The 25,046-nt window shown below is 68.9% G+C and carries 20 protein-coding genes; 6 read left to right on the top strand and 14 right to left on the bottom strand.

All coding sequences use genetic code 11. The annotated features are described in order from the left end of the window. Positions 1 to 4: 4 nt before the first annotated feature. A complete protein-coding gene (locus tag OG841_RS37240; protein ID WP_371568674.1) occupies positions 5 to 1,264 on the bottom strand; it encodes an MFS transporter in 1,260 nt (419 codons plus the stop codon). 88 nt (positions 1,265 to 1,352) lie between these two features. Here OG841_RS37240 and OG841_RS37235 point away from each other — a divergent pair, with 88 nt between their 5' ends. Next, positions 1,353 to 2,369, top strand: a complete 1,017-nt coding sequence (locus tag OG841_RS37235; RefSeq protein ID WP_328637358.1) for a LacI family DNA-binding transcriptional regulator — start codon at positions 1,353 to 1,355, stop codon at positions 2,367 to 2,369. Between the two features lie 71 nt (positions 2,370 to 2,440). Here the strand turns inward: OG841_RS37235 and prcA are convergent, their stop codons facing one another. The 6 genes from prcA to arc all read right to left on the bottom strand — a co-directional run bounded on the left by prcA (position 2,441) and on the right by arc (position 8,606). Next, positions 2,441 to 3,196, bottom strand: coding sequence for a proteasome subunit alpha (prcA, locus tag OG841_RS37230; RefSeq protein WP_059207842.1), 756 nt, complete (start codon positions 3,194 to 3,196; stop codon positions 2,441 to 2,443). A 60-nt stretch (positions 3,197 to 3,256) separates the two neighbouring features. Beyond that, the gene (prcB, locus tag OG841_RS37225; RefSeq protein ID WP_328637359.1) at positions 3,257 to 4,102 is read right to left on the bottom strand and encodes a proteasome subunit beta; all 846 of its coding nucleotides are present in this window, start codon (positions 4,100 to 4,102) and stop codon (positions 3,257 to 3,259) included. Then, positions 4,054 to 4,659, bottom strand: a complete 606-nt coding sequence (locus tag OG841_RS37220) for an endonuclease VII domain-containing protein (RefSeq protein ID WP_365120693.1) — start codon at positions 4,657 to 4,659, stop codon at positions 4,054 to 4,056. Before OG841_RS37220 ends, prcB begins: the two co-directional genes overlap by 49 nt. A 49-nt stretch (positions 4,660 to 4,708) precedes the next feature. Then, on the bottom strand, positions 4,709 to 4,927 hold the full coding sequence (locus tag OG841_RS37215) for a ubiquitin-like protein Pup (protein WP_007380863.1): 219 nt from the start codon (positions 4,925 to 4,927) through the stop codon (positions 4,709 to 4,711). A 155-nt stretch (positions 4,928 to 5,082) separates the two neighbouring features. Next, positions 5,083 to 6,594 (bottom strand): depupylase/deamidase Dop, encoded by a 1,512-nt coding sequence (dop, locus tag OG841_RS37210; RefSeq protein ID WP_353964044.1) that lies wholly within the window; start codon positions 6,592 to 6,594, stop codon positions 5,083 to 5,085. Between the two features lie 245 nt (positions 6,595 to 6,839). Then, on the bottom strand, positions 6,840 to 8,606 hold the full coding sequence (gene arc, locus OG841_RS37205) for a proteasome ATPase (RefSeq protein WP_057614326.1): 1,767 nt from the start codon (positions 8,604 to 8,606) through the stop codon (positions 6,840 to 6,842). 244 nt (positions 8,607 to 8,850) lie between these two features. Here arc and OG841_RS37200 point away from each other — a divergent pair, with 244 nt between their 5' ends. Further along, positions 8,851 to 9,156: a ferredoxin gene (locus OG841_RS37200; RefSeq protein WP_069761305.1), complete on the top strand. Its 306-nt coding sequence runs from the start codon at positions 8,851 to 8,853 to the stop codon at positions 9,154 to 9,156. A gap of 57 nt (positions 9,157 to 9,213) precedes the next feature. Here OG841_RS37200 and OG841_RS37195 read toward each other — a convergent pair whose 3' ends face one another. From OG841_RS37195 to OG841_RS37185, 3 genes are all read right to left on the bottom strand, one after another. After that, a complete protein-coding gene (locus OG841_RS37195; RefSeq protein WP_365120689.1) occupies positions 9,214 to 9,792 on the bottom strand; it encodes a hypothetical protein in 579 nt (192 codons plus the stop codon). A gap of 216 nt (positions 9,793 to 10,008) precedes the next feature. After that, positions 10,009 to 10,911: a tRNA (adenine-N1)-methyltransferase gene (locus tag OG841_RS37190; RefSeq protein ID WP_057614329.1), complete on the bottom strand. Its 903-nt coding sequence runs from the start codon at positions 10,909 to 10,911 to the stop codon at positions 10,009 to 10,011. A 38-nt stretch (positions 10,912 to 10,949) separates the two neighbouring features. Next, positions 10,950 to 12,803 (bottom strand): site-2 protease family protein, encoded by a 1,854-nt coding sequence (locus tag OG841_RS37185; protein ID WP_328637361.1) that lies wholly within the window; start codon positions 12,801 to 12,803, stop codon positions 10,950 to 10,952. Between the two features lie 174 nt (positions 12,804 to 12,977). Between OG841_RS37185 and OG841_RS37180 the strand changes: the two genes are divergently transcribed. Both OG841_RS37180 and OG841_RS37175 read left to right on the top strand, forming a co-directional pair. After that, positions 12,978 to 13,949 carry a RecB family exonuclease gene (locus OG841_RS37180; RefSeq protein WP_365120683.1) on the top strand — a complete coding sequence of 324 codons (972 nt, stop codon included), beginning with the start codon at positions 12,978 to 12,980 and terminating at the stop codon, positions 13,947 to 13,949. A gap of 14 nt (positions 13,950 to 13,963) precedes the next feature. Beyond that, complete coding sequence (locus tag OG841_RS37175; RefSeq protein WP_030606450.1) at positions 13,964 to 14,635, top strand: response regulator; 672 nt, start codon at positions 13,964 to 13,966, stop codon at positions 14,633 to 14,635. A gap of 96 nt (positions 14,636 to 14,731) precedes the next feature. Here OG841_RS37175 and OG841_RS37170 read toward each other — a convergent pair whose 3' ends face one another. The 4 genes from OG841_RS37170 to metH form a co-directional block, all read right to left on the bottom strand. Then, positions 14,732 to 16,312 (bottom strand): ABC transporter substrate-binding protein, encoded by a 1,581-nt coding sequence (locus OG841_RS37170; protein WP_371568661.1) that lies wholly within the window; start codon positions 16,310 to 16,312, stop codon positions 14,732 to 14,734. A gap of 82 nt (positions 16,313 to 16,394) precedes the next feature. Next, positions 16,395 to 17,999, bottom strand: coding sequence for an ABC transporter substrate-binding protein (locus tag OG841_RS37165; protein ID WP_371568658.1), 1,605 nt, complete (start codon positions 17,997 to 17,999; stop codon positions 16,395 to 16,397). Positions 18,000 to 18,433: 434 nt separating this feature from the next. After that, positions 18,434 to 19,132, bottom strand: a complete 699-nt coding sequence (locus OG841_RS37160) for an HAD family hydrolase (protein ID WP_328637365.1) — start codon at positions 19,130 to 19,132, stop codon at positions 18,434 to 18,436. Between the two features lie 115 nt (positions 19,133 to 19,247). Beyond that, positions 19,248 to 22,769, bottom strand: coding sequence for a methionine synthase (metH, locus tag OG841_RS37155; protein ID WP_371568655.1), 3,522 nt, complete (start codon positions 22,767 to 22,769; stop codon positions 19,248 to 19,250). Positions 22,770 to 23,053: 284 nt separating this feature from the next. Between metH and OG841_RS37150 the strand changes: the two genes are divergently transcribed. Beyond that, positions 23,054 to 23,827 (top strand): IclR family transcriptional regulator, encoded by a 774-nt coding sequence (locus tag OG841_RS37150; RefSeq protein WP_328637367.1) that lies wholly within the window; start codon positions 23,054 to 23,056, stop codon positions 23,825 to 23,827. 375 nt (positions 23,828 to 24,202) lie between these two features. Beyond that, positions 24,203 to 25,003 (top strand): MIP/aquaporin family protein, encoded by an 801-nt coding sequence (locus OG841_RS37145; protein WP_328637368.1) that lies wholly within the window; start codon positions 24,203 to 24,205, stop codon positions 25,001 to 25,003. Positions 25,004 to 25,046 lie beyond the last annotated feature (43 nt).

Here is a 25,046-nt window from a genome sequence, read left to right as displayed (position 1 = left end):
AACATTACGCCCGATCCCCCGAGCTGAAACGGGGTTCGGCAGCACGGTTTGGATCATTTTCCCATGAAGAGGCAACCACCCCCCGCACCACGGGAGCTGTGAGGACGCCTCCCGTGACCAGCAGAACCAGCAACGACACGCCCCCCGCCACCCCCGGCACGACGAAGCCCCACAGGGCCCCGCCCCGCTCGACGACCGGGCCCGCGAGGCCCGTTCCGACCGACGCGCCCACGGTGAACGTCGTCACGAGCCAGGAGAAGGCCTCGGTGACCGTCCCGGTCGGCGCGTGCCGGTCGACCAGGACGAAGGCGCACGCGATGACGGGCGCCAGGAACACTCCGGCGAGCACCGTCAGCAGTGTCATGGCCACCGCGCCCGGCATCAGGGTCAGCGGCAGGTAACACACCGCCAGGAAGCCCACCAGGACCTGGAGTCGCCGCGCGGGCTCACCGGCCCACTGCCGCGCACCGTACGCCAGGCCGCCCACGAGGGCACCCAGACCGATCCCGGCCATCAGCCAGCCGTACACCGCGTCCCCGCCGTGCTCGTCCGCGTACGGCACGGAGGCGACCGTGATGGACCCGAGCGCGATGCCGACGAACAAGAACGCGCCGAGCATCGCCAGCAGGCCGGGAGAGCGCAGCGCGCCGAGCCAGTGCGCCTCACGCGGTGCCGAGCGCCACGCGCGCGAGGGCGGCGACACGACGACCGAGAGAGCGCCCAGCACTCCGACGACGTTCAGCACCAGCAGTGCCGCCCGGGCCGACCACAGCGACGCGCACAACGTCACCAGCAAGGGCCCCACGGCGAACATGACTTCCTGCGCCACGGCGTCCATGGCGTACGCCGTGTGCACCTGGCCCTCCTTGCGCAGCACGCTCGGCCACAGGGCCCGCAAACCGCCCTCCAGCGGCGGCGTGAAGAGCCCGGCGGCGGCCACCGCCGCGTAGGCGAGCGGGAGCGGGTCGGTGCCGTTGAAGGCGAAGAGAGCTATCGCGAGGGCCGACAGCACGGCGGAGGGAAGCTGGACACGGGGCTGGCCGCGCAGGTCGACGAGCCGCCCGAGCACCGGCTGCCCCACGGCGTTGGCCACGCCGTACACGGCCGCCAGACCCCCGGCGAGGCTGTACGTGCCGCCCTGTGCCCGGACGAACAGCACGATGGCGATCGCCGCCGTGGCGTTCGGCAGCCGGCCCACCAGCGTTCCCGCCAGCAGGCGCGCCGCGTGCCTCGCCCTGAGGATCTCCAGGTATCCCGCGGCCATGTCCCGCCTCCAAGTCATACGTATAACCTCGACTCCCATACGTACCATGTGCGCTGTTCGGACGTCCAGACGAAGGAGCGGACCCACGGTGGCACGCAGCAGTACGCGCCCGACCAGCCGTGACGTCGCACAGGCAGCCGGGGTGTCCCAGGCTGCCGTCTCGCTCGTGCTGGGCGACAAATGGCGCGGCCGGGTCTCCGAAACCACCGCCGAACGGGTCCGAGAAGCCGCCCGCGACCTCGGCTACCGGCCCAACCTGGCCGCCCGCAACCTCCGCCTCGGCCACACCCGCACGGTCCTGCTCGTCGTCCCGGCCCTGACCACGGAGTTCTTCGCCGGCGTCTACACCGGCGCCGCACGCGTGGCCGCCGACCACGGCTTCGGCGTCGTCCTGTACCCCTCCCCCGAGGGCATCGGCCCCGCCCGCGACCCCTTCGCGTCCGCCCAGGCCGCCCTGGACGGCGTCATCGCCTCCTCCATGGCCGCCGACGCCCTCACCGCCATCCGCGGCGACCAGCTCCCCCTCGTCATGCTCGACAGCGACCCCTCGGGCAGCCTCGGCGCCGCCACCGTCAACCTGGACATCGCCGACGGCATCCGCCAGGTCGCCGCGCACCTCCTGGACCTCGGCCACCGCCGCTTCCTGCACCTCGCGGCCGACGTGCCCTCCTGGACCTTCGAGGTCCGCGCGCGCGAACTGGCCGAACAGCTCGACGCGGTCCCCGGCACCTCCGTCCGCACCGCCCACGCACCCATCTCGATCGACGGCGCCCTGACCGCCACCGAGGCCGCCCTCACCACCCCGGGCCCCCGGCCCACCGCCCTCGTCTGCGACGACGACAAACTCGCCGCCGGCGCCTACAAGGCCGTACGACGGCTCGGCCTGCGCATCCCCGACGACATCTCCGTCACCGGCCTGGACGACCTCGGCCTCGCCACCGCCATCGACCCGGAGCTGACGACCGTACGACTGGACGCCGAGCTGTTCGGCGAACGCGGCATGGAAGCCCTCCTGGCCGTCCTGGAAGGCCGTACACCGCAGGCGGGGGACATCCCCGTCGAGCTGGTCGTCCGGGGCTCCACGGCCCCGCCCAGCACCCCCTGAACGCCCGGCGCCCCGGCCTCAAGGTCGGCCGGGGCGCAGAAGGGGTAATGGTCGGGCGGGACGCCCCGGGACTACTCGTCCTCGGAACCCTCCGCCTCGTCCGCGCTCTCCGCCTCGGTGGACGCACCGCCGGCCTCCAGCAACCGACCGAGCTGACGCCCCACGATGCGCTTGAACTTGCGCTGCTGCGGACGCGTCCGGTCCAGCACCGCGACCTCCAGCCGCTCCGCGGGGATCTCCCGCTCACTGCCGTTCGTGTCACGGGACAGCGCCTGCACGGCCAGCTTCAGCGCCTCCGCCAGGCTCATGCCGTCCTGGTGACGCTGGTCCAGATAGCTGCTGATCGTCTCGGCGTTGCCGCCCACCGCGACCGAGCCGTGCTCGTCCACGATGGAACCGTCGTGCGGCAGCCGGTAGATCTGGTCGCCGTCCGGCGTCTCACCGACCTCGGCCACGACCAGCTCCACCTCGTACGGCTTCTCACCGGCCGAGGAGAAGATCGTGCCCAGCGTCTGGGCGTAGACGTTGGCGAGACCACGGGCGGTCACGTCGTCACGGTCATAGGTGTAGCCACGCAGGTCGGCATACCGGACGCCGCCGATCCGCAGGTTCTCGTACTCGTTGTACTTGCCGGCGGCCGCGAAGCCGATCCGGTCGTAGATCTCGCTGAACTTGTGCAGCGCGCGGGACGGATTCTCGCCGACGAACACAATGCCGTCGGCATACTGCAGCACGACCAGGCTGCGACCACGGGCGATGCCCTTGCGGGCGTACTCGGCCCGGTCGGCCATCGCCTGCTGGGGGGAGACATAGAACGGCGTCGACACCGGTTATCCGTCCCTTTCTGTGGAAGTCACTGCGATCACCTTGAACAAGACGGGTGGCGCCTAGAGCAACGCGGCCCGCGGGCCGTCGGGCTGCTCCAGCCGCCGCTCGAGAATCGAACGGGCGATCTCGGAGGACTCGTCGTCGGTGAGCCGGCGGAAGCCGTCCTCGGTGATCACGGTGACGATCGGGTAGATCCGGCGGGCGACATCGGGACCACCGGTCGCCGAGTCGTCGTCGGCCGCGTCGTACAGGGCCTGCACCACGAGCATCGTGGCCTCGGCCTCGGTCAGACCGTCGTGGAAGAACTTCTTCATGGCACCGCGCGCGAAGATCGAGCCGGAACCGGTGGCGGCGAAGTTGTGCTCCTCGGAACGGCCGCCGGTGACGTCGTAGGAGAAGATCCGCCCCCTGCCGCGGTCCACGTCGTATCCCGCGAACAGCGGCACCACGGCCAGCCCCTGCATCGCCATGCCGAGGTTGGAACGGATCATGGTGGACAGCCGGTTCGCCTTGCCCTCCAGCGACAGCTGGGCGCCCTCGACCTTCTCGAAGTGCTCCAGCTCCAACTGGAACAGCTTCACCATCTCGACGGCGAGACCGGCGGTGCCGGCGATCCCGACGGCGGAGTACTCGTCGGCGGGGAACACCTTCTCGATGTCCCGCTGAGCGATGACGTTGCCCATCGTGGCGCGACGGTCACCGGCGAGCACGACACCTCCGGGGAAGGTGACCGCCACGATCGTGGTGCCGTGCGGCGCCTCGATCACACCCTGCATGGGCGGCAGCTGCCGGTTGCCCGGGAGCATCTCCGGCTGGTGCTCGGACAGGAAGTCCATGAAGGACGACGACCCAGGCGTCAGGAAGGCAGCTGGTAGACGCCCGGTGCTACGAGTGTTGGCTTCCACGCGATTCCTTCCACATAAGCAGCAGCCCGCCTTATGGCATCGGGCCGATCCTTGAACTGCCCCAGTGCGGCATTGCAGCTGAAGCACAGTACGCCTCGGACCCTACCCGTCTTGTGGCAGTGATCCACATGCTCGGGCACGGCCGCCAAACATATGCAGCAGACGCCCCCTTGAGAGGCGATCAACTTGTCACGCTCGTCTTCGGTGAGGCCGTACTGACGCTTCAAATGGTCTCGCCGACCCTGAGCCGCGCGGCACGCCTTGCAGCGCGTCGACAACCCGTCCGAGGCCGTCGTGTTGCGATGCCATTCGCTCCACGGCTTGATCTCTGCGCACGTGCGGCAGAGCTTGTGCCCGTCCGGGACGTCAACCTGCTCCCGAACCGGCTTACCCATGGCCTCCCGGCGCCGCCGGTAGTGCGCGGCGCTGTACTCCGCCACGCACTCCCGGCAGTGCACCTGGAGGCCGTCACGCCGATTCCTGTCACGCGCAAAGGCCGCAAGAGGTAGATCCCGCCCGCACTTCCTGCATTCCTTGGCGTCGGGCTCTTCAGCCACTTGATTCCCCCGCAACCTTCACTTCGAAGGCAAAGTGACCTATCAGCCTCTACTCTCCGCCTTTTTGCACGAAGGACCTCACGAAATCCTCGGCATTCTCTTCGAGTACGTCGTCGATCTCGTCCAGGACGGAGTCCACGTCGTCGCTGAGCTTCTCCTGGCGCTCCTTGAGGTCCTCGGAACCCTGCGTCTCCGCAGTCTGCTCCTCGACCTCCTCGGTGTTGCGCGTGGCCTTCTGCTGTCCGCCGCCGGTGTCCTTGGTCGCCATAACCCCTCACCCCGCTCGGTTCGACGTTCTTGATCAGACCCTACAAGCAGGGTCCGACATCGGCCCCGCAGTTCCTACAACGTACGGGGGCCATCTCGATGATTCCCTCTGGCCGGGTTTTCCACCCTGCGGGACCGCCCGGCCCCAGGACCCTCTCAGCTGCCCGACAGCACCCTGACCAGGTCTTCTGCCGTGCGACAGCGGTCCAGGAGCTCCTTGACGTGATTTCGCGTTCCGCGAAGCGGTTCGAGGGTTGGGACCCGCTGGAGCGAGTCCCGGCCCGGGAGGTCGAAGATCACCGAGTCCCAGGAGGCCGCGGCGACGTCGTCGGCGTACTGCTCCAGGCAGCGGCCGCGGAAGTACGCGCGCGTGTCCTCCGGGGGCTTGGTGCGGGCCCGCTCGACCTCGTTCTCGTCGAGGAGGCGCTTGATGCGGCCGCGGGCCGCGAGGCGGTTGTAGAGGCCCTTGTCGGCCCGTACGTCGGCGTACTGGAGGTCCAGGAGGTGCAGTTTCGCGGCGTCCCAGTCGAGGTCGTCGCGGCGCCGGTAGCCCTCCATGAGTTCGCGCTTGGCGACCCAGTCGAGCTCGCCGGCGAGGCTCATGGGGTTGTTCTCGAGGCGGTTGAGGGTGTCCTCCCAGCGGGCCAGGATGTCCTTGGTCTGGTCGTCCGCGTCGGCGCCGAAGCGTTCTTCGACGTACTTGCGGGAGAGCTCGTAGTACTCCATCTGGAGCTGGACCGCGGTGAGTGTGCGGCCGCTGCGGAGGGTGACCAGGCGCTGGAGGGTGGGGTCGTGCGACACCTGGTGCAGGGTCCGTACCGGCTGGTCGACCGCGAGGTCCACCGCGATGAAGCCGTCCTCGATCATGGACAGGACCAGAGCCGTGGTGCCGAGCTTCAGGTACGTCGAGATCTCCGAGAGGTTCGCGTCGCCGATGATCACGTGGAGGCGGCGGTACTTCTCGGCGTCGGCGTGGGGCTCGTCGCGGGTGTTGATGATCGGGCGCTTGAGGGTGGTCTCCAGGCCGACCTCGACTTCGAAGTAGTCGGCGCGCTGGCTGAGCTGGAAGCCGTGTTCGTGTCCGTCCTGGCCGATGCCGACGCGGCCGGCGCCTGCGAAGACCTGGCGGGAGACGAAGAAGGGCGTGAGGTGGCGCACGATGTCCGAGAAGGGGGTTTCCCGCTTCATCAGGTAGTTCTCGTGCGTGCCGTAGGAGGCGCCCTTGTTGTCGGTGTTGTTCTTGTAGAGGTGGATGGGCTGGGCGCCGGGGAGCTGGGCGGCGCGTTCGGCGGCCTCGGCCATGATGCGTTCGCCGGCCTTGTCCCACAGGACGGCGTCGCGTGGGTTGGTGACCTCGGGGCTGCTGTATTCGGGGTGTGCGTGGTCGACGTAGAGTCGTGCGCCGTTGGTGAGGATGACGTTGGCCAGGCCGATGTCCTCGTCGGTGAGCTGGCTGGAGTCGGCGGCCTCGCGGGCGAGGTCGAAGCCCCGTGCGTCCCGCAGCGGATTCTCCTCCTCGAAGTCCCAGCGGGCCCGGCGGGCCCGGTGCATCGCCGCCGCGTAGGCGTTGACGATCTGGGACGAGGTGAGCATGGCATTGGCGTTGGGGTGGCCGGGGACGGAGATCCCGTACTCCGTCTCGATGCCCATTACTCGCCGTACGGTCATGCGGCCCTCCTTGCCCGGCAGCGCCCTCGGTCGGGGGCGCCGCTCAAGTACCGCTGGCGCTCCGGTGCGTGTGCGGTGCCCGTCCCCGCACTGCGCGACTCGGCGGTACCGAAGAGCCTAGAACGGCTCTGCGCTGGTGGGGAGATCATTTGCGTCATTGCCTTGCTCGCCTTTGGTCCGGTTAGTTGCCTGAAAAACAGTCGGCTGCGGGTACCCCGGTGAGGGCACCCGCAGCCGCCCTGTCTTTACAGGTACTGACCGGTGTTCGCCACCGTGTCGATGGAGCGCCCGGTGTCGGCGCCCTGCTTTCCGGTGATGAGCGTACGGATGTAGACGATCCGCTCGCCCTTCTTGCCGGAGATGCGGGCCCAGTCGTCGGGGTTGGTGGTGTTGGGCAGGTCCTCGTTCTCCTTGAACTCGTCCACGCAGGCCTGGAGGAGGTGGGAGACGCGGAGACCCTTGGCGTTGTGATCGAGGAAGTCCTTGATCGCCATCTTCTTGGCGCGGCCCACGATGTTCTCGATCATGGCGCCGGAGTTGAAGTCCTTGAAGTAGAGGACTTCCTTGTCGCCGTTGGCGTAGGTGACTTCCAGGAAGCGGTTTTCCTCGGATTCCGCGTACATGTGTTCCACAGCCGTCTGGATCATGCTCTGGACGGTGGTGGCCTTGCTGCCGCCGTGCTCGCCGACGTCGTCGGAGTGCAGCGGGAGGCGCTCGGTGAGGTACTTGGCGAAGATGTCCTTGGCGGCCTCGGCGTCGGGACGCTCGATCTTGATCTTCACGTCCAGGCGGCCGGGACGCAGGATGGCGGGGTCGATCATGTCCTCACGGTTGGAGGCGCCGATCACGACCACGTTCTGCAGGCCTTCCACGCCGTCGATCTCGGCGAGCAGCTGGGGGACGATGGTGTTCTCCACGTCCGAGCTGACACCGGATCCGCGGGTGCGGAAGAGGGATTCCATCTCGTCGAAGAAGACGATGACGGGCGTGCCCTCGGAGGCCTTCTCCCTCGCACGCTGGAAGACGAGGCGGATCTGCCGCTCGGTCTCGCCGACGTACTTGTTGAGGAGCTCGGGGCCCTTGATGTTGAGGAAGAAGCTCTTGCCGGTGGCCTGGCCGGTGACCTCGGCGACCTTCTTGGCCAGCGAGTTGGCGACGGCCTTGGCGATGAGCGTCTTGCCGCATCCGGGGGGTCCGTAGAGCAGGACGCCCTTGGGCGGGCGCAGTTCGTGCTCCTTGAACAGGTCCGGGTAGAGGTACGGCAGCTCGACGGCGTCTCGGATGGCCTCGATCTGGCCGCCGAGTCCGCCGATCTGTTCGTAGCCGATGTCGGGGACTTCTTCGAGGACGAGTTCCTCGACCTCGCTCTTGGGCACGACCTCGTAGACGTAGCCGGAGCGCGGTTCGAGGAGCAGGGCGTCGCCGGGGCGGATGGTCACGTCGAGCAGCGGTTCGGCGAGCCGTACCACCCGCTCCTCGTCCGTGTGGCCCTGTACCAGGGCGCGCTCGCCGTCCTCGAGGATCTCCTTGAGGGTGACGATGTCGCCGACGCTCTCGTACTCCATGGCCTCGACCACGTTGAGAGCTTCGTTGAGCATCACTTCCTGGCCGCGCCGGAGCTCTTCGAGTTCGACGCTGGGGCTGACGTTCACCCGCAGTTTGCGGCCGCCGGTGAAGATGTCGGCGGTGCCGTCCTCGTTCGCTTCGAGGAAGACGCCGAAGCCGGCCGGGGGCTGTGCGAGCCGGTCGACCTCCTCCTTGAGGGCCACGATCTGGTCGCGGGCCTCACGGAGCGTGTTGGCGAGTCGCTCGTTCTGGGCGGACACGCCGGCCAGGTTGGTCTGCAGCTCGACGATCCGCTCTTCGAGAATCCTCGTGTGTCGCGGAGAGTCGGCGAGCTTGCGTCGCAGGACGGCGATCTCCTGCTCAAGGTAGGCAATCTGCCCGGACGGGTCGTCGGACCCTCGTCCCGGGCGGATGCCGCGGTTCATGTCGTCGTCGTGGGCTGCCACGGTCCTCACCTCCTCCAAGGGGAGCTGGACGCTTCCAGACCCTACCTGGGTGGGTGTCGATTGAAACCCCTAGATCACAAAGACTGTCGAGGTGTGTCCGATCTTCACCCTTGCGCTCTCCCTCACGCCAGGGGAATACCCACCGAACAAGATTGGAAAGCTGCCGAAGGTAGGGTCGAACTGTTCAACACCCGTCAGAGCTGGCCGGATTCCCGTTCGGCTCGACGCATAAACGGCAGGAGAGATGAGAGTGCAGCAGGAGGTCGGGGCCGACGGCGAGACCCTGGAGGTCTGGATCGACCAGGATCTCTGTACCGGTGACGGCATCTGTGCCCAGTACGCGCCCGAGGTGTTCGAGCTGGACATCGACGGTCTGGCCTATGTGAAGGGCTCGGACGACGAGCTTCTGCAGGACAGGGGCGCCACAACGCCCGTACCTCTGCCGCTTCTCAACGATGTGGTCGACTCCGCGAAGGAGTGTCCTGGCGACTGCATCCATGTACGTCGAGTTTCGGACAGGGTCGAGATCTACGGACCGGACGCGGAGTGACCCGAACGGCACGGTGCGTGACCACTGTCTGATTTCTCACAGATGTGATCGCTTCGGTCAGACGGTGTGCGTGCCCGCGGGGGTCGAGCGGACGAACGCGCCGTCCTTCCACTGCCACTTCGCCTTGTCCTTCACATCCGGGCAGCAACTGGGTACGTCGGACGTGGAGTAGCCGAGCAGGGTCGCGAGGACGGTGCCGTCGCTCACCGTGAAGTCGGTGACGGTGTTGCGGGTCTTCGGGCTCAGCAGGGTGGCGACGACACGGGGTTCACCGGTGCCCTTCGCGCGTGTGATGACGTAGACGGCGTCGGGCGGGGTGCCCATGGGGGCGTCGCAGTGCACCACGACGACTGTTTCCGGCCGTCCGTCGCCGTCGAGGTCTCCGGAGACCTGTTTCTGGATCTTCGCCTTGACGGGTCCGCAGTCGATCGGGAAGTGGACGTCCGCGGGATCGGGTGCGGTCGTGGCCACGGGGGCGGGTCTGGCCTCGGGGCCGGCCGCCTGGGCCGCCGTTGCCGGGTTGGGCTGGAGGACCGCGGAGAAGGCCACGACGCCTGCCACGGCGGTGGCGGTGGCGACCCAGTGGATCGGGCGGGTGTGCGTGTGTGCCAGTTCCGGGACGGCGGATTGCTGCACTAGGAGCGTCTCCTGTGAGGGCGTGCCGGTGGGGGTGGGGTGGCCAAGATGGTGCCACACGTCACAGGTCGGGGGAACGGCGGGGTGGGTACTTGTGCGGGTTGCCGTACGGCGGTTTCCGTCGCCCCCTCAACACGGAAGCGCCGGGGTGGAGTTCCCCTGGTCTGCGGGAACTCCACCCCGGCGCCTGTACGTTGACTGCGGCACGGGGCCGCCCTAGCGGCCGGAGCCTCCGTCGGCGTTGGGGCCGGTGTAGTCCTCGCCGTAGGCGCCCTTGGCGGGGCGGCGGCGGCGCATGGGGGGCTCGACACCGTCGGCGAGGCGGCGGGCGGTGAGCAGGAAGCCGGTGTGGCCGATCATGCGGTGGTCCGGGCGGACGGCCAGGCCTTCCACGTGCCAGTTGCGGATCATCGACTCCCAGGAGGTCGGCTCGTTGAAGGAGCCGATCTCGCGGATGGACTCGACGGTCCGGGCGAGCTGGGTGGTGGTGGCGACGTAGCAGCACAGGATGCCGCCGGGGACGAGCGCCTTGGAGACGGCCTCCAGGCACTCCCAGGGGGCGAGCATGTCGAGGATGACGCGGTCGACGTCGGTGTCGGACAGGTTGTCCTGGAGGTCGCCGACGGTGAGCTGCCAGGCGGGGTGCGGGCCGCCGAAGTAGCGCTCCACGTTCTGCTGGGCGATCTCGGCGAAGTCCTCGCGGCGCTCGTAGCTGTGCAGCATGCCCTGGTCGCCGATGGCGCGCAGCAGGAAGCTGCTGAGCGAGCCGGAGCCGACGCCGGCTTCCACGACGCGGGCGCCGGGGAAGATGTCGGCGAAGGCGAGGATCTGCCCCGCGTCCTTCGGGTAGACCACGGCGGCGCCGCGGGGCATGGACAGGACGTAGTCGGGGAGCAGGGGGCGCAGCGCGAGGTAGGCGACGTTACCGGTGGTGCGGACAACGCTGCCCTCGGGTGCGCCGATCAGCTCGTCGTGCGGGAAGGAACCCTTGTGGGTGTGGAAGTTCTTTCCCTCTTCGAGCGTGAACGTGTAGTGGCGGCCCTTGGGGTCGGTCAGCTGAACCTGGTCCCCGACCTTGAAGGGCCCGCGCCTGCGGGCGGCACCGGTCGGTTCGGACATGTGAACAGCCTACCGGTCCCCGGAGGGGCCGCCGACCACTAGGACGGTCTGGCCATGGCCTTCACGAAGGCGCGTTCCACGTCGGCCGCGGACAGGACGCCGTAGATCTCGCCGGTCTGCTCGACCACGAGGTACTCGGTGGCGGGGGTCGCGCGCAGGGTGTCCAGCAGGTCCTCGCCGGCGAGTTCCGCGGAGACGCGCATGCCGTCGGTGAGGTCCTGGGCGAGGCCGCTGACGGCGACCCAGGGGCGGCGGTGTTCGGGTACGCCGACGATGGCGGCCTCGCGGACGAGGGAGAGCGGGGTGCCCTCGGCGTCGACGACCACCAGGGCGCGGGCGCCGGCGGCGTTGGCGCGGCGCAGGGCCTCGGAGAGGGGGGTGTCGGTCTCGACGGGGACGGCGCGGCGGGTGAGGGTGCGGGCGCGCAGTTCGGGGAGGTGTTCGCGCAGGCGTGCCATGCGCAGGCTGTTGCCGGCGCCGGTCCAGATGATCGCGGCGAGGATCGCGGCGAGCAGGGCGTCCATGACTGTGTCCATGCCGACGTTGTCCTCGGCGGAGGAGCCGAGCGCTCCGGACTGGGTGAGCAGGGGGAGGCCGATGAGGACGCAGACGGCGAGGGCGCGGCCGACCCAGGCGGCGGCGACGGTGCCGCTCATGGGCTTGCCGGTGATCTTCCAGACGACGGCGCGGAGCATGCGGCCGCCGTCGAGGGGGAGGCCGGGCAGGAGGTTGAAGACGGCCACGATGAGGTTGGAGGCCATCAGGCCGGCGAGCAGGACGCCGGGGACCGTGCCGGGTTCTACGGGCTGCATGGCGAGGTAGAAGAGGCCGGCGAGGATCAGCGAGAGCAGCGGGCCGACGAAGGCCAGCACGAACTCCCGGCCAGGGGTCTCGGCCTCTTTCTCGATCTCGGAGACGCCGCCGAAGAACTGGAGCTGGATGCGGCGGACGGGGAGCTTGAAGCGCAGTGCCGCGACGGTGTGCGCCAACTCGTGGACGAGGACGGAGGCGTAGAAGGCGACCGCGAAGAAGAGGGAGACGAGGTAGCGGGCGGCGCCGAGCTCCGGCAGCACGCGGTCCAGCTGTCCGCCGAACACCCAGGTGATGAGCGCGGCGACGAGGAACCAGCTGGGGGCGACGTAGACGGGCACACCGAAGGGGCGGCCCATCAGCAGGCCGCCCCGGGGCTGGGGGGACTGGGGCGGAGGGCTCTTGGGGGCACCGGAGTGGGCGAGGGTGCGGTGGGCGTCGTGGTAGGCCGGACGGGCGTGGTCGGCGTCCGGCTCTTCGGGTTTGTGCAGGTCGGTGGGGGGTGAGGGCTGTCGGGGACCGCCGTGGGGGTGGGCGGACTCATGATCCGCGCTCACGCCCTCGCCTTCCGGCCCTTCGGCCTCCGGGGCGGGTGCGGGGGCGTCGGACGGGCGCTGACTTCCCTCGGGCGCATCGTCGGCCTCCAGGGGAGCATCGGCCTCGGACGTGTCGTCGGCCGCTCGTGGCGAAGGGCCGCGGGTGCCCGCCACCGGCGGTTCCGACGGGCGCCCACTCCCCTCCGGCCCAGCACCGGTCTCCGGGAGGCCGCCGGCCTCGGCGGTGTCGTCGGCCGTCGGCGGTTCCTGGGCGGGGTTGCCATCCGCGGCGGGCTCCGGTGCGGCCTCGGGGGTGGGACGGTCGTCGGCCGGGGCACCGTCAGTGCCGTCGAAGCCCCCGTCGGGTCGGGGTGTGCCGGCGCCCTGTGCGGAAGCGCTGGCGGGGTTCGTGGCGGACGCCCGGTCTCCGTGCTCGTGCGGGTCGGGGGTCGTGGGGTCGGTGGTCTGGGCCGTGGGCCCTGCGTGGGGCTTGGCCGGCCGGTCCCTGCCGGACCGCGGCTGCCCGCTCCCGCCGCTCTCGTCCACGATGTCCCCTCGTTCGAAGCGTCTTCCGCGCCTGCCGTGCGGAAGGGTCTCGGGTCGATGGTATGCGGCGGTGGCGACGCGTTCCGCCCCGGCACCCCCTGTGTTTCCTCAGGTGTCACGGCGGTCCGGCCGCGAGTGGGTCACTGTCAGTGGCGACCCGTATGGTCTGTGGTCATGGAGACGAGCACCGAGGACACGGCGGAGGCCGCGAGCGGCGACCCGGGGGCGGCGGTGGAGCCGGTCACGGGCGAGCCGACGGCAGAGGGTACGGCGGAGGAGGCGGTGGAGGTCTCGCGGCCGGCCGCCATAGCGCCGGCCTCCCTCTCCCCTTCTCGTGCCAATGACTTCATGCAGTGTCCGCTGCTGTATCGGTTCCGGGTGATCGACCGGCTCCCCGAGAAGCCGAGCGAGGCGGCCACTCGGGGGACCCTGGTGCACTCGGTGCTGGAGCGGCTCTTCGACGCCCCGGCCACGGAGCGGACCGCGCCCCGGGCCAAGTCGCTCGTCCCCGGCCAGTGGGACCGGCTCAGGGAGAGCCGGCCCGAGGTGGTGGAGCTGTTCGCCGACGATCCGGACGGCGAGCGACTGGCGCTGTGGCTCGGTGAGGCGGAGCGGCTGGTCGAGCGGTGGTTCACGCTGGAGGATCCGACGCGCCTGGAGCCCGCGGAGCGGGAGCTGTTCGTCGAGGCGGAGCTGGACTCGGGGCTGAGGCTGCGCGGGATCATCGACCGGGTCGACGTGGCGCCGACCGGCGAGGTGCGGATCGTCGACTACAAGACCGGCAAGGCGCCCCGGCCCGAGTACGCCGAGGGCGCGCTGTTCCAGATGAAGTTCTACGCCCTGGTGGTGTGGCGGCTGAAGAACGTGATCCCGCGTCGGCTCCAGCTCGTCTACCTCGGCAGCGGTGACGTCCTGACGTACGACCCCGTCCTCGCGGACCTGGAGCGCGTCGAGCGCAAGCTGCTGGCGCTGTGGGAGGCGATCCGGCAGGCCACGGAGACGGGCGACTGGCGGCCGCGCCCGACCAAGCTGTGCGGCTGGTGCGACCACCAGGAGCACTGTCCGGAGTTCGGCGGCACTCCCCCGCCGTACCCACTGCCGGTGACGCCCGCGATCGGTGAGCAGGGCAGAATGGGGCCGGACTAGCGAAGGAGACTTACGTGGCCATCCGCGTCCTACTGGTCGACGACCAGCCGCTGCTGCGCACCGGCTTCCGGATGATCCTGGAGGCCGAGCAGGACCTCGCGGTCGTGGGCGAGGCCGGAGACGGCCTGCAGGCTCTCGACCAGGTACGGGCGCTCCAGCCCGACGTGGTCCTCATGGACATCCGTATGCCTCGGATGGACGGTGTCGAGGCGACGCGGCAGATCACCGGGCCCGGGCGGGACGGCCCTGCCAAGGTGCTCGTGCTGACCACCTTCGACCTCGACGAGTACGTGGTGGAGGCGCTGCGGGCGGGGGCCAGCGGCTTCCTGCTCAAGGACGCCCCGGCCAACGAGCTCGTGCAGGCGATCCGGGTGGTGGCCGCGGGTGAGGCGATGCTCGCGCCGAGCATCACGCGTCGGCTGCTCGACAAGTACGCCACGCATCTGCCGTCCGGCGACGAGCCGGTGCCGGACACGTTGCACACGCTCACCGACCGCGAGGTCGAGGTGCTGAAGCTGGTGGCGCGCGGGCTGTCCAACGCGGAGATCGCCGCGGACCTGTTCGTCAGTGAGACCACCGTGAAGACGCATGTCGGTCACGTCCTGACCAAGTTGGGGCTCAGGGACCGGGTGCAGGCCGCGGTGTACGCGTACGAGAGCGGGCTGGTGCGTCCCGGCGCGCAGTAGCCGGGAGCGGTACGGAGCGAAGAGGGCGTCCCCCACCTGACGGGGGGCGCCCTCTTCGTGTCTGCGGCCGTCGGGGGATCAGTCCTCGCCGTCGGATCAGCCCTTGCTGAGCTCCCAGAAGCGGAACACGGTGGAGGCGTCGAGGCAGTACTCCAGGCCGTAGACGTCGTCACGGACGACGGCGTACTGCTTGGCCTGCCACACGGGCAGGACGGGGACGTCCTCGGCGACGATGTCCTGGAGCGTGGCGAAGGGGTCGTCCGTCGCGGAGCGGTCCGGCTGGGCGGCGGTCTGCGGGATGAGCGAGCGGGTGATCTCGTTGTTGCTGTAGTGGTTGTCCAGCACGTTGCCCTTGCCGAAGAAGGGGGCCGTGAAGTTGTCGGCGTCCGGGTAGTCGGGCACCCAGCCCTTGACGTAGACGCCGTACTTTCCGGCGGCGATGTCCTTCTCGTACTGGTCGAAGGCCACGGACTTCACGTCGGCGTCGAACAGGCCGCTGGCGTTGAGCTGCTGGGCGATCGTCTTCAGTTCCTGGCCGGTGGCCGGGCCGTAGCGGGACGGTGTCGACCACAGGGTCAGCTTCACCTTGCCGGTGATGTGGTCCTCGGCGAGGGCGGCGGCTGCCTTGGACTTGGAGGGCTGGGCGCCGTAGGTGTCGAAGAAGGCCGTGTTGTGGCCCCCGATACCGGCCGGGATGATCGAGTAGAGCGGGGTCGCGGTGCCCTGGTAGACGTCGTGGATGAGGGCTTCGCGGTCGATCAGGTAGGCGATCGCCTTGCGGACGCCGAGTCGGCCCGCGACCGGGTCGTCCATGTTGAAGACGAGGTGCTGGACCTCGGCGCTGGTGCCCTCGACGACCTCGACGCCGGAGTCGGGCGAGGCGTTCTCGATGTCGGTGATGTCCCCCGCGGTCAGGCCGCGGTAGGCGATGTCGACCTTCTTGTCGGTCAGGGCGGTCTTCAGGGCGCTCTGGTCGCCGTGGAAGAACTTCAGCGTGACACCGGAGTTCTGGGGGTCGGCGGTGCCCTTGTAGTTCTCGTTGACGGAGAACACGGCCTGGTCGTCGTCGAACGAGTCGAGCTGGTAGGGGCCGGAGCCGACCGCCTTGCCGTCCTTGCGGAGGCCGTCGGCGTCGTACTGCGTGTGGTCGACGATCGAGCCGGCGCCGGAGGCGATCTTGCTCGGGAAGGTGGCGTCCGGGGTGTTGAGCTTGAAGACGACCCTCTTCTCGTCCGGAGTCTCGACCTTGTCGAGCATCGGGAACATGATCGCGGGACCGGCGTCGTCGTTGATCTTCAACGTGCGGTCGAAGGAGAACTTGACGTCCTCGGAGGTCAGCGAGTCGCCATTGCTGAACTTGAGGCCGTCCTTGAGCGTGCACTCGTACACCTGGGTCCTGGTGTCGGTGAACTCGCAGCTCTGGGCGGCGTCCGGCTCCGGTTCCGTGCCGCCCTTGGGGAAGCTGAGCAGCGACTGGAAGACGTTGTTGAACAACAACCAGGAGCCGGGGTCGTAGCCGGAGGCCGGGTCGGTGGCGAGGACGTCGTCGGACATCCCCATGACCACGGAGGAGCCGCCGGAACCGGAGTCCCCCGACTCCGTGCCGCAACCGGTCAGCAGACCGGCGCCCAGGCCCGCCACGAGGGGCAGGACCTGCCACTGGATGCGCTTGTTCACGTGCGAGTGCCTTGTCGTCGATTCTTGTGGAATCCCCGGGCCCGTCCACCGAGGCCCGGGGTGCTGGAGGCGTCGCGGTCGGTCAGCCGCTCACTCCTCGGCCGAGTTCCCACAGCTGCAGCGTCGACGAGGAGTTGAGCGCGTAGGCGGTGCCCGTGACGTCGTCGCGTGCGGCGACGTACTGGTTGCCCTGCCACAGCGGCAGCACGGGAACGTCGTCGGCGACGATGTCCTGGATCTCGGTCAGGCTTCCGGACGCGGCGATGCGGTCGGCCTCGCGGCGGGAGTCCGGGATCAGAGTGTTGCGGATCTCGCCGTTGTCGTACGGCGATCCGAGGAAGTTGTCCTTGTCGAGGAACGGGGCGAGGTAGTTGTCGGCGTCGGGGAAGTCCGGGAACCAGCCCATGCCGTAGACGTCGTACTTGCCCTTCTGCTCGGCCGGGCGGAAGGTGCTCCAGGGCGCGCCCTGGATGCTGACGTCGAAGAGCCCGCTGTCGTTGAGCTGCTTCTGCAGGTCCTCGAACTCCTCCTTGGTGCCCGAGCCGTAGTGGTCGGTCGTGTAATGGAGGGTCAGCTTCACCGGCGTGGTGATGTCGGCCTGGGCCAGCAGGGACTTGGCCTTGGTGACGCTCGGGTCGCCGTACTTGTTGAAGAACGCGTTGGAGTGGCCGGTGATGGTGGCCGGGACCAGCGAGAAGAGCGGTTGGGCCTGGATGCCGTAGACCCTGGAGACGAGTTCGCTGCGGTTGATGAGCTGAGCCATCGCCTGGCGCACGGCACGGGACTTCACGGCCGGGGCGTTGGTGTTGAAGGCGAGGTAGCGGATCTCCAGGCCGGCCATCTCGACGAGGTCGACGTCGCCGCCGGACTCGTTCGAGAGCTTCTTGATCTGCTGCGGCGACATGGTGCGGGTGATGAGGTCGATGTCGCCCTTTTCGAGGGCGGTGCCCATGTCGTCGGCGTCCGAGTAGGAGCGCAGTTCGACCTTGTCGTTGTTCACCGTCAACGACCCCTTGTAGTTGGGGTTCTTGGTGAACACGGCGTCGACGAGCTCGTCGTTCTTGACGTCGGACTTCATCGTGTAGGGGCCGGAGCCGTCGACGTCGAAGCCGTCGCGGAGCTTGTTCTTCGCGTAGTCGTCGGGGTTGACGATGCCGGCGACCGGGGTCGACAGCTTGTACGGGAAGGTGGCGTCGGCGGTCTTGAGGTGGAAGATGACCTCGCGGTCGCCCTTGGTCTCCACGGTGTCGATGGTGGACAGCAGGGCGAAGACGCCGGAGTCCGCCTTGAGGGCGCGGGCGCGGTCGATGGAGTACTTCACGTCGGCCGCGGTGATGGCGTCACCGTTCGCGAACTTCAGGCCGTCGCGCAGGGTGCAGACGTAGCGTTCGTTGCCGCTGTCGCTGAAGCCGCAGGACCGGGCCGCCTCGGGCACGGGGTTGCCGTCGCCCTTGGGCTGGATCATCAGGGTCTGCACGGTCTGGCGCAGGACGTTCCAGGTGCCGACGTCGTAGGCGTAGGCGGGGTCGAGCGGCGCGGGAGCGTCCTTCGTGGCGGTGAACCGGTCGGTGGTGCCGACAGCGATCGCGTCGCCTCCGCCGCTGCCGCTGTTGGAGCCGCCGCAGGCGGCGAGCACCGGCGCGAGCAGACCGATGACGGCCGGCAGCACCAAAGTCTTGCGGTTCATGCTCGAGTTTCTCCACAGCTGTTCAGTCCGTGTACCCGGCATGCATGGGTGGTGCGGCGGATCACGGGGTTAGGGCGATGTTCTCACCAGGAGATTAGTCCGCACCTGCAGGAGGGTTCGCGGCCACCGGAGTTGGGCTTCCATCACACAGCGGAACCGGGTGTGGACGCACCGAAAACCCGTCAGGGGAAGGATTGGTGCAGTGTTTCACCAATCGGGACACATGGGCGCGTCCGCACCCCTCGAAGCGGGGCGTCCGGCACAGCCTCGGTCACCTGTCGAGGCCCCGTCGAGTGGGGAACCTCACACCCGTAACGGGAGGGCGCCGGACCGGAATTCGGCCATCCGGCGCGCTTTGAATTCCTGCGACAGGGACCTGGGGAATTACCGCGTTATCCGCGCTGCACGCTGGGTGAACGGCCGAGGCATTTCCGTCATCGAAGGGTGATCAGGCCGCGCAGAAATGTCAGGTCGACCTCTTCGAGGGAGCCGACGACAGTGCGTCCGGGGGCCTGCGGGATGGGGGCGACCGAGGGCACGACCACGACCTGGCAGCCGGCGGCCTCGGCCGCGGCGACACCGGTGGCGGTGTCCTCGACCACCGCGCATCTGGCCGGATCGGCGCCGAGTCCGGCGGCGGCGAACAGGTAGGGGTCCGGGTGCGGCTTGGTGCGCGGGACCTCGTCTCCGGCGACCGTGAGGGCGAAGTGCTGGGGGCCCAGGGTGGCGAGGACGCGGTCGATGATGCGCCGGTGCGAGGCGGAGACCAGGGCGGTGGGGATCCGGTGCGTGGACAGCTCGGCCAGCAGCCGGGTCGCCCCCGGCATCAGGGGCAGGGCGTGGCCGATGCGCTCCTCGAAGCCCTGGTTGAGCAGGACGGTGAGCTCGGCGAGCGTGATGTCGGCGCCGGTGGCCTCGATCAGGAAGCCCGCGCTGCGGGTCATGGGGCCGCCGACCACGACATGGCGCCAGGAGTCGTCGAGGGTGTGGCCGAGGCGCGCGAAGATCTCGACTTCGACGTCCCACCAGAAGCCCTCGGTGTCCACCAGGGTGCCGTCCATGTCGAGGAGTACGGCCTGGAGGGCGGAGCCGTCCGCCGTACGGGTCAATGGCGCGGGGACCGTGCTGGTCATCCACGTACCTCCTTGAGGGACGAGCAGGCCGGTTCCCACGAAGGGAACCGGCCTGCGGTGGACCGACCAGTGTACGACTTATCCGATCAGTGTGCTTGGCGAGCCGGGATGTGGCTCAGCGGGCGTTGAAGTACTTCGCCTCCGGGTGGTGGATGACGATCGCGTCGGTGGACTGCTCGGGGTGGAGCTGGAACTCCTCGCTCAGGTGGACGCCGATGCGCTCCGGCTGGAGCAGGTCGGCGATCTTGGCGCGGTCCTCCAGGTTGGGGCAGGCGCCGTAGCCGAGGGAGAAGCGGGCGCCCCGGTACTTGAGGGCGAACATGTCCTCGACGTCACTGGGGTCCTCGCCCGCGAAGCCGAGCTCGGAACGCACGCGCGCGTGCCAGTACTCGGCGAGCGCCTCGGCCAACTGGACGGACAGGCCGTGCAGTTCGAGGTAGTCGCGGTAGGCGTTGGCCTCGAAGAGCTGGGCGGTCTGCTCGCCGATCCGGGAGCCGACGGTGACGACCTGGAGGCCGACCACGTCGGTCTCCCCCGACTCCTCCGGACGGAAGAAGTCGGCGAGGCAGAGCCGGCGGCCGCGGCGCTGGCGCGGGAAGGTGAAGCGGGTGCGCTCGTTGCCCTCCTGGTCCAGGATGATCAGGTCGTCGTCCTTGGACACGCACGGGAAGTAGCCGTAGACGACGGCGGCTTCCAGCAGGTTCTCGGTCTGCAGCCGGTCCAGCAGACCGCGCAGCCGGGGCCGCCCGTCGGTCTCGACGAGCTCCTCGTACGTCGGCCCCTCGCCGGTGCGGGCCTGCTTGAGCCCCCACTGGCCCTTGAAGAGCGCGCCCTCGTCGAGCCAGGAGGCGTACTCCTTGAGCTGGATGCCCTTGATGACACGGGTGTCCCAGAACGGCGGGGTGGGCACCGGGTTGTCGGTGGCCACGTCGGAGCGGACGTGCCCCTCTTCGGGCCGCTCCTCCTCGACGGTCACGGCATTCGCGCGCACCCTGCGCTGCTTGAGCTCGGGCAACTTGGCGCCGGGCACGCCCCGCTTGACGCCGATGAGGGCGTCCATGAGGCGTAGGCCCTCGAAGGCGTCGCGGGCGTAGCGGACCTCGCCCTGGTAGATCTCGTGCAGGTCCTGTTCGACGTAGGCCCGGGTCAGCGCGGCTCCGCCCAGGATGACCGGGAAGTCGGCGGCCATGCCGCGCTGGTTGAGCTCCTCCAGGTTCTCCTTCATGATCACCGTGGACTTGACCAGGAGCCCGGACATGCCGATGACGTCGGCACGGTGCTCGGCGGCGGCGTCCAGGATCGCGGAGACCGGCTGCTTGATGCCGAGGTTGATCACGTTGTAGCCGTTGTTGGACAAGATGATGTCCACGAGGTTCTTACCGATGTCGTGAACGTCGCCGCGGACCGTGGCGAGCACGATGGTGCCCTTGCCGGCCTCGTCGCCCTCGACCTTCTCCATATGCGGTTCCAGATAGGCCACCGCGGTCTTCATCACCTCGGCGGACTGCAGGACGAACGGCAGCTGCATCTGGCCGGAGCCGAAGAGCTCACCGACGACCTTCATGCCGTCCAGGAGGGTGTCGTTGACGATGTCGAGAGCGGGGCGCGTCTGGAGGGCCTCGTCGAGGTCGGCCTCCAGGCCCATCTTCTCGCCGTCGATGATGCGCCGCTTGAGACGCTCGTCCAGGGGCAGAGCCGCCAGTTCCTCGGCACGGCCCGCCTTCAGGGACTTGGTGGTGGCGCCCTCGAACAGCGCCATCAGCTTCTGGAGCGGGTCATAACCCTCCGCGCGACGGTCATAGATCAGGTCGAGGGCCGTCTGGACCTCTTCCTCGCTGAAGCGGGCGATGGGCAGGATCTTCGACGCGTGCACGATCGCCGAGTCCAGGCCCGCCTTGACACACTCATCGAGGAAGACCGAGTTGAGCAGGACACGGGCGGCCGGGTTGAGACCGAAGGAGATGTTGGACAGACCCAGCGTGGTCTGAACCTCCGGGTGGCGGCGCTTGAGCTCACCGATCGCCTCGATGGTGGCGATGCCGTCCTTGCGGGACTCCTCCTGTCCGGTACAGATGGTGAAGGTCAGGGCGTCGATGAGGATGTCCGACTCGTGGATACCCCAGTTGCCGGTCAGGTCCTCGATGAGCCGTTCGGCGATGGCGACCTTGTGCTCGGGGGTGCGGGCCTGGCCCTCCTCGTCGATCGTCAGCGCGATCAGCGCGGCACCGTGCTCCTGGGCGAGCTGGGTGACCTTCGCGAAACGGGACTCCGGGCCGTCGCCGTCCTCGTAGTTGACGGAGTTGATGACCGCGCGGCCGCCGAGCTTTTCCAGACCGGCCCGGATGACGGGAACCTCGGTGGAGTCCAGGACGATCGGCAGCGTGGAAGCGGTGGCGAAACGGCCCGCCAGCTCCCTCATGTCCGCCACACCGTCACGCCCGACATAGTCCACGCAGAGATCCAGCATGTGGGCGCCCTCACGGATCTGCTCACGGGCCATCTCCACACAGTCGTCCCAGCGGGCCTCCAGCATGGCCTCACGGAACTTCTTCGAGCCGTTGGCATTCGTGCGCTCACCGATCGCCAGGTAAGAGGTGTCCTGGCGGAACGGGACCGTCTGGTAGAGGGAAGCGGCACCGGGCTCGGGCTGCGGGCTGCGCTCGCAAGGCGTGAGCCCACGGACCCGCTCGACGACCTGGCGCAGGTGCTCCGGTGTCGTACCGCAGCAGCCGCCGATCAGGGACAGGCCGTAGTCACGGACGAAGTTCTCCTGGGCATCGGCCAGGCCCTCGGGATCCAGCGGAAAGTGCGCCCCGTCCTTCGTGAGGATCGGCAGACCCGCGTTCGGCATGCACAGCAGCGGGATACGGGAATGCCGGGCAAGGTAACGCAGATGCTCGCTCATCTCGGCCGGCCCGGTCGAACAGTTCAGGCCGATCATGTCGATGCCGAGCGGCTCCAGCGCGGTCAGCGCCGCGCCGATCTCGGAACCCAGCAGCATCGTGCCGGTCGTCTCGAACGCCATCGAGACCACCAGCGGCACATCGGAGCCGGTCGCCTCCAGCGCGCGACGGGCACCCAGCACCGACGCCTTCGTCTGGAGCAGGTCCTGCGTGGTCTCCACGATCAGAGCGTCGGCGCCGCCGGCGAGCAGCCCCTCCACGTTGGCCTGATAACCATCGCGGATCGTGGCGTAATCGATGTGGCCCAGGGTGGGCAGCTTGGTACCGGGCCCCACCGAACCCAAAACCCAGCGCTGGCGGCCGTCACGGGCGGCGTACTCGTCGGCCGCCTCACGGGCAATCCGGGCACCCGCCTCGGACAGCTCGTGCACACGATCGGCGATGTCGTACTCCGACGCGGCCGTGTGATTGGACCCGAAGGTGTTGGTCTCCACGCAGTCGACGCCCACCGCGAAGTACGCGTCATGGACGGAACGCACGATGTCCGGGCGCGTCACATTGAGAATCTCGTTGCAACCCTCGAGATTCTCGAAGTCCTCGAGCGTGGGGTCCTGCGCCTGCAGCATGGTGCCCATCGCTCCGTCAGCGACCACCACCCTGGTGGCAAGGGCCTCACGGAGCGCGGACACACGGGTCCGGCTGTCGGCGGAAGGGGTCAGTGGCGACGAGGCCATGAAAGGGCTCCCTCAGTTGCGACGGCTGTCGGCTTCAGGCGCCCGCGAGACGTCCCACGCCGGGCGCACCACGCCAGGGTAGCCGGGTCCCCGGCTGGATGTTCGGCACGTCCACGGGACGGACGAGGATGGCGGCCAGGTCATCAACGGGATACCAGTGACGCAACAGTTGCCGACCGACCATTAGCGGGAGGTCGGCATGGACCGGTAGTGTTCGACATTGCCGAACAGCGGCAGCGGCGCCGTAACACTCGGGTGTCGAAGCGGACGGAGGCAGGACGGCGATGGCACGGAACATCCAGTCGCTCGAACGGGCGGCCGCGATGCTGCGGCTGCTCGCGGGCGGCGAGCGGAGACTCGGCCTGTCGGACATCGCCTCGTCCCTGGACCTGGCCAAGGGCACCGCGCACGGCATCCTGCGCACCCTCCAGGCGGAGGGGTTCGTGGAGCAGGACGAGGCCTCCGGGCGGTATCAGCTGGGCGCCGAACTGCTGCGCCTGGGCACGACCTACCTGGACGTGCACGAGTTGCGCGCGCGTGCGCTCGTGTGGACCGACGACCTGGCCCGTTCCAGCGGCGAGAGCGTCCATCTGGGCGTGCTGCACCAGCACGGCGTCCTCATCGTGCACCACGTCTTCCGGCCCGACGACAGCCGGCAGGTGCTGGAGATCGGGGCGATGCAGCCCCTGCACTGCACGGCGCTCGGCAAGGTGCTCTCGGCGTTCGACCCGGTCGCGCACAGCGAGGCGCTGGAGAGCGACCGCAAGGCGTTCACCGAACGGACCGTGTGCGACCTGGAGGACTTCGAGCAGCTCCTTGACGTCACGCGCGCGCGTGGGTACGCGGCGGACGTCGAGGAGACCTGGGAGGGTGTCGCGTCCATCGCCGCACCCATCCACGACCGGCGGCGCATGCCGGTCGGCGCGGTCGGCATCACGGGCGCGGTGGAGCGGCTGTGCCGGCCCGACGAGGAGGGCGCGCTGCGCCCGGAGCTGATCGCGGCCGTGCGGGACTGCGCCCGCGCGGTCTCGCGGGATCTGGGCGCCGGGCGGTTCTGAGAAGTACGTGAGAGTCAGCGGGCGAGGACCGGGCGTCGGGCGGCGTCCCGGTCCTCGCCGTACGCTGACACAACGGGCATACCGCCCGGTCGGCACACAGCGTGTCCGGCGTCGTGCCCTGCGCAGTCGGCCCGCAAGATCGGCAACCGACAGCGATCAATAACGATCGCACTTTCGATAACAGAACCCTTGACGTGCGCGTAACGCCGGAGCAAGACTCCCGTCCATCGGTCGGCATTGTCGAACACCTACCGGCAATACGCGCTAGAGTGTGACAACGCCAAGGGCCGGCATCGCTCTCACCCCCGAGGGCAGCTCGAACCTCCGGAGGGACCCGGGGTTCGGTCCCCTGGACGAAGGACAAAGGAGTCGCGGGTGTCCAGCTCCGACATCTTCATCGGCGAGACCATCGGTACCGCCATACTCATCCTGCTCGGTGGCGGCGTGTGCGCCGCCGTCACGCTGAAGGCCTCCAAGGCCCGTAACGCCGGCTGGCTCGCCATCGCCTTCGGGTGGGGTTTCGCCGTTCTGACGGCCGTCTACACCTCGGCGCCCCTCTCCGGCGCCCACCTCAACCCGGCCGTGACGCTCGCCCTCGCGCTCAAGAAGGACGGCATCCCCTGGAGTGACGTCCCGATCTACTGGGGCGGGCAGCTGCTCGGCGCCATGATCGGTGCGGCGCTGGTCTGGATCGTCTACTACGGCCAGTTCCACGCGCACCTGACCGACAAGGAGATCGTCGGCGCTCCGGGCGCGCAGGCCACGAGCGCCAAGGCCGTCGAGGCACAGGAGAAGGGCGCCGGCCCGGTGCTGGGCATCTTCTCCACCGGCCCCGAGATCCGGGTCGCCTGGCAGAACGTCGCCACCGAGGTCATCGGCACGTTCGTGCTGGTGCTCGCCGTCCTCACGCAGGGTCTCAACGGTGACGGCAAGGGCCTGGGCACCCTGGGCGCCCTGATCACCGCGCTCGTCGTCGTCTCCATCGGTCTGTCCCTCGGTGGGCCGACCGGGTACGCGATCAACCCGGCCCGTGACCTCGGTCCGCGTGTCGTGCACGCCCTCCTGCCCCTGCCCAACAAGGGCGGCTCCGACTGGAGCTACGCCTGGGTCCCGGTCGTCGGTCCGCTGATCGGCGGCGCGATCGCTGCGGGCATCTACAACATCGCTTTCGCTTAGAACATCTGGCGCAGCCGCAGAGCAAAGCCGTAGTAGATCAGTC

Origin of the sequence: Streptomyces canus (assembly GCF_041435015.1) — a bacterium.
Taxonomy (GTDB): domain Bacteria; phylum Actinomycetota; class Actinomycetes; order Streptomycetales; family Streptomycetaceae; genus Streptomyces; species Streptomyces canus_G.
This window is presented reverse-complemented; position numbering and strand designations above follow the sequence as displayed.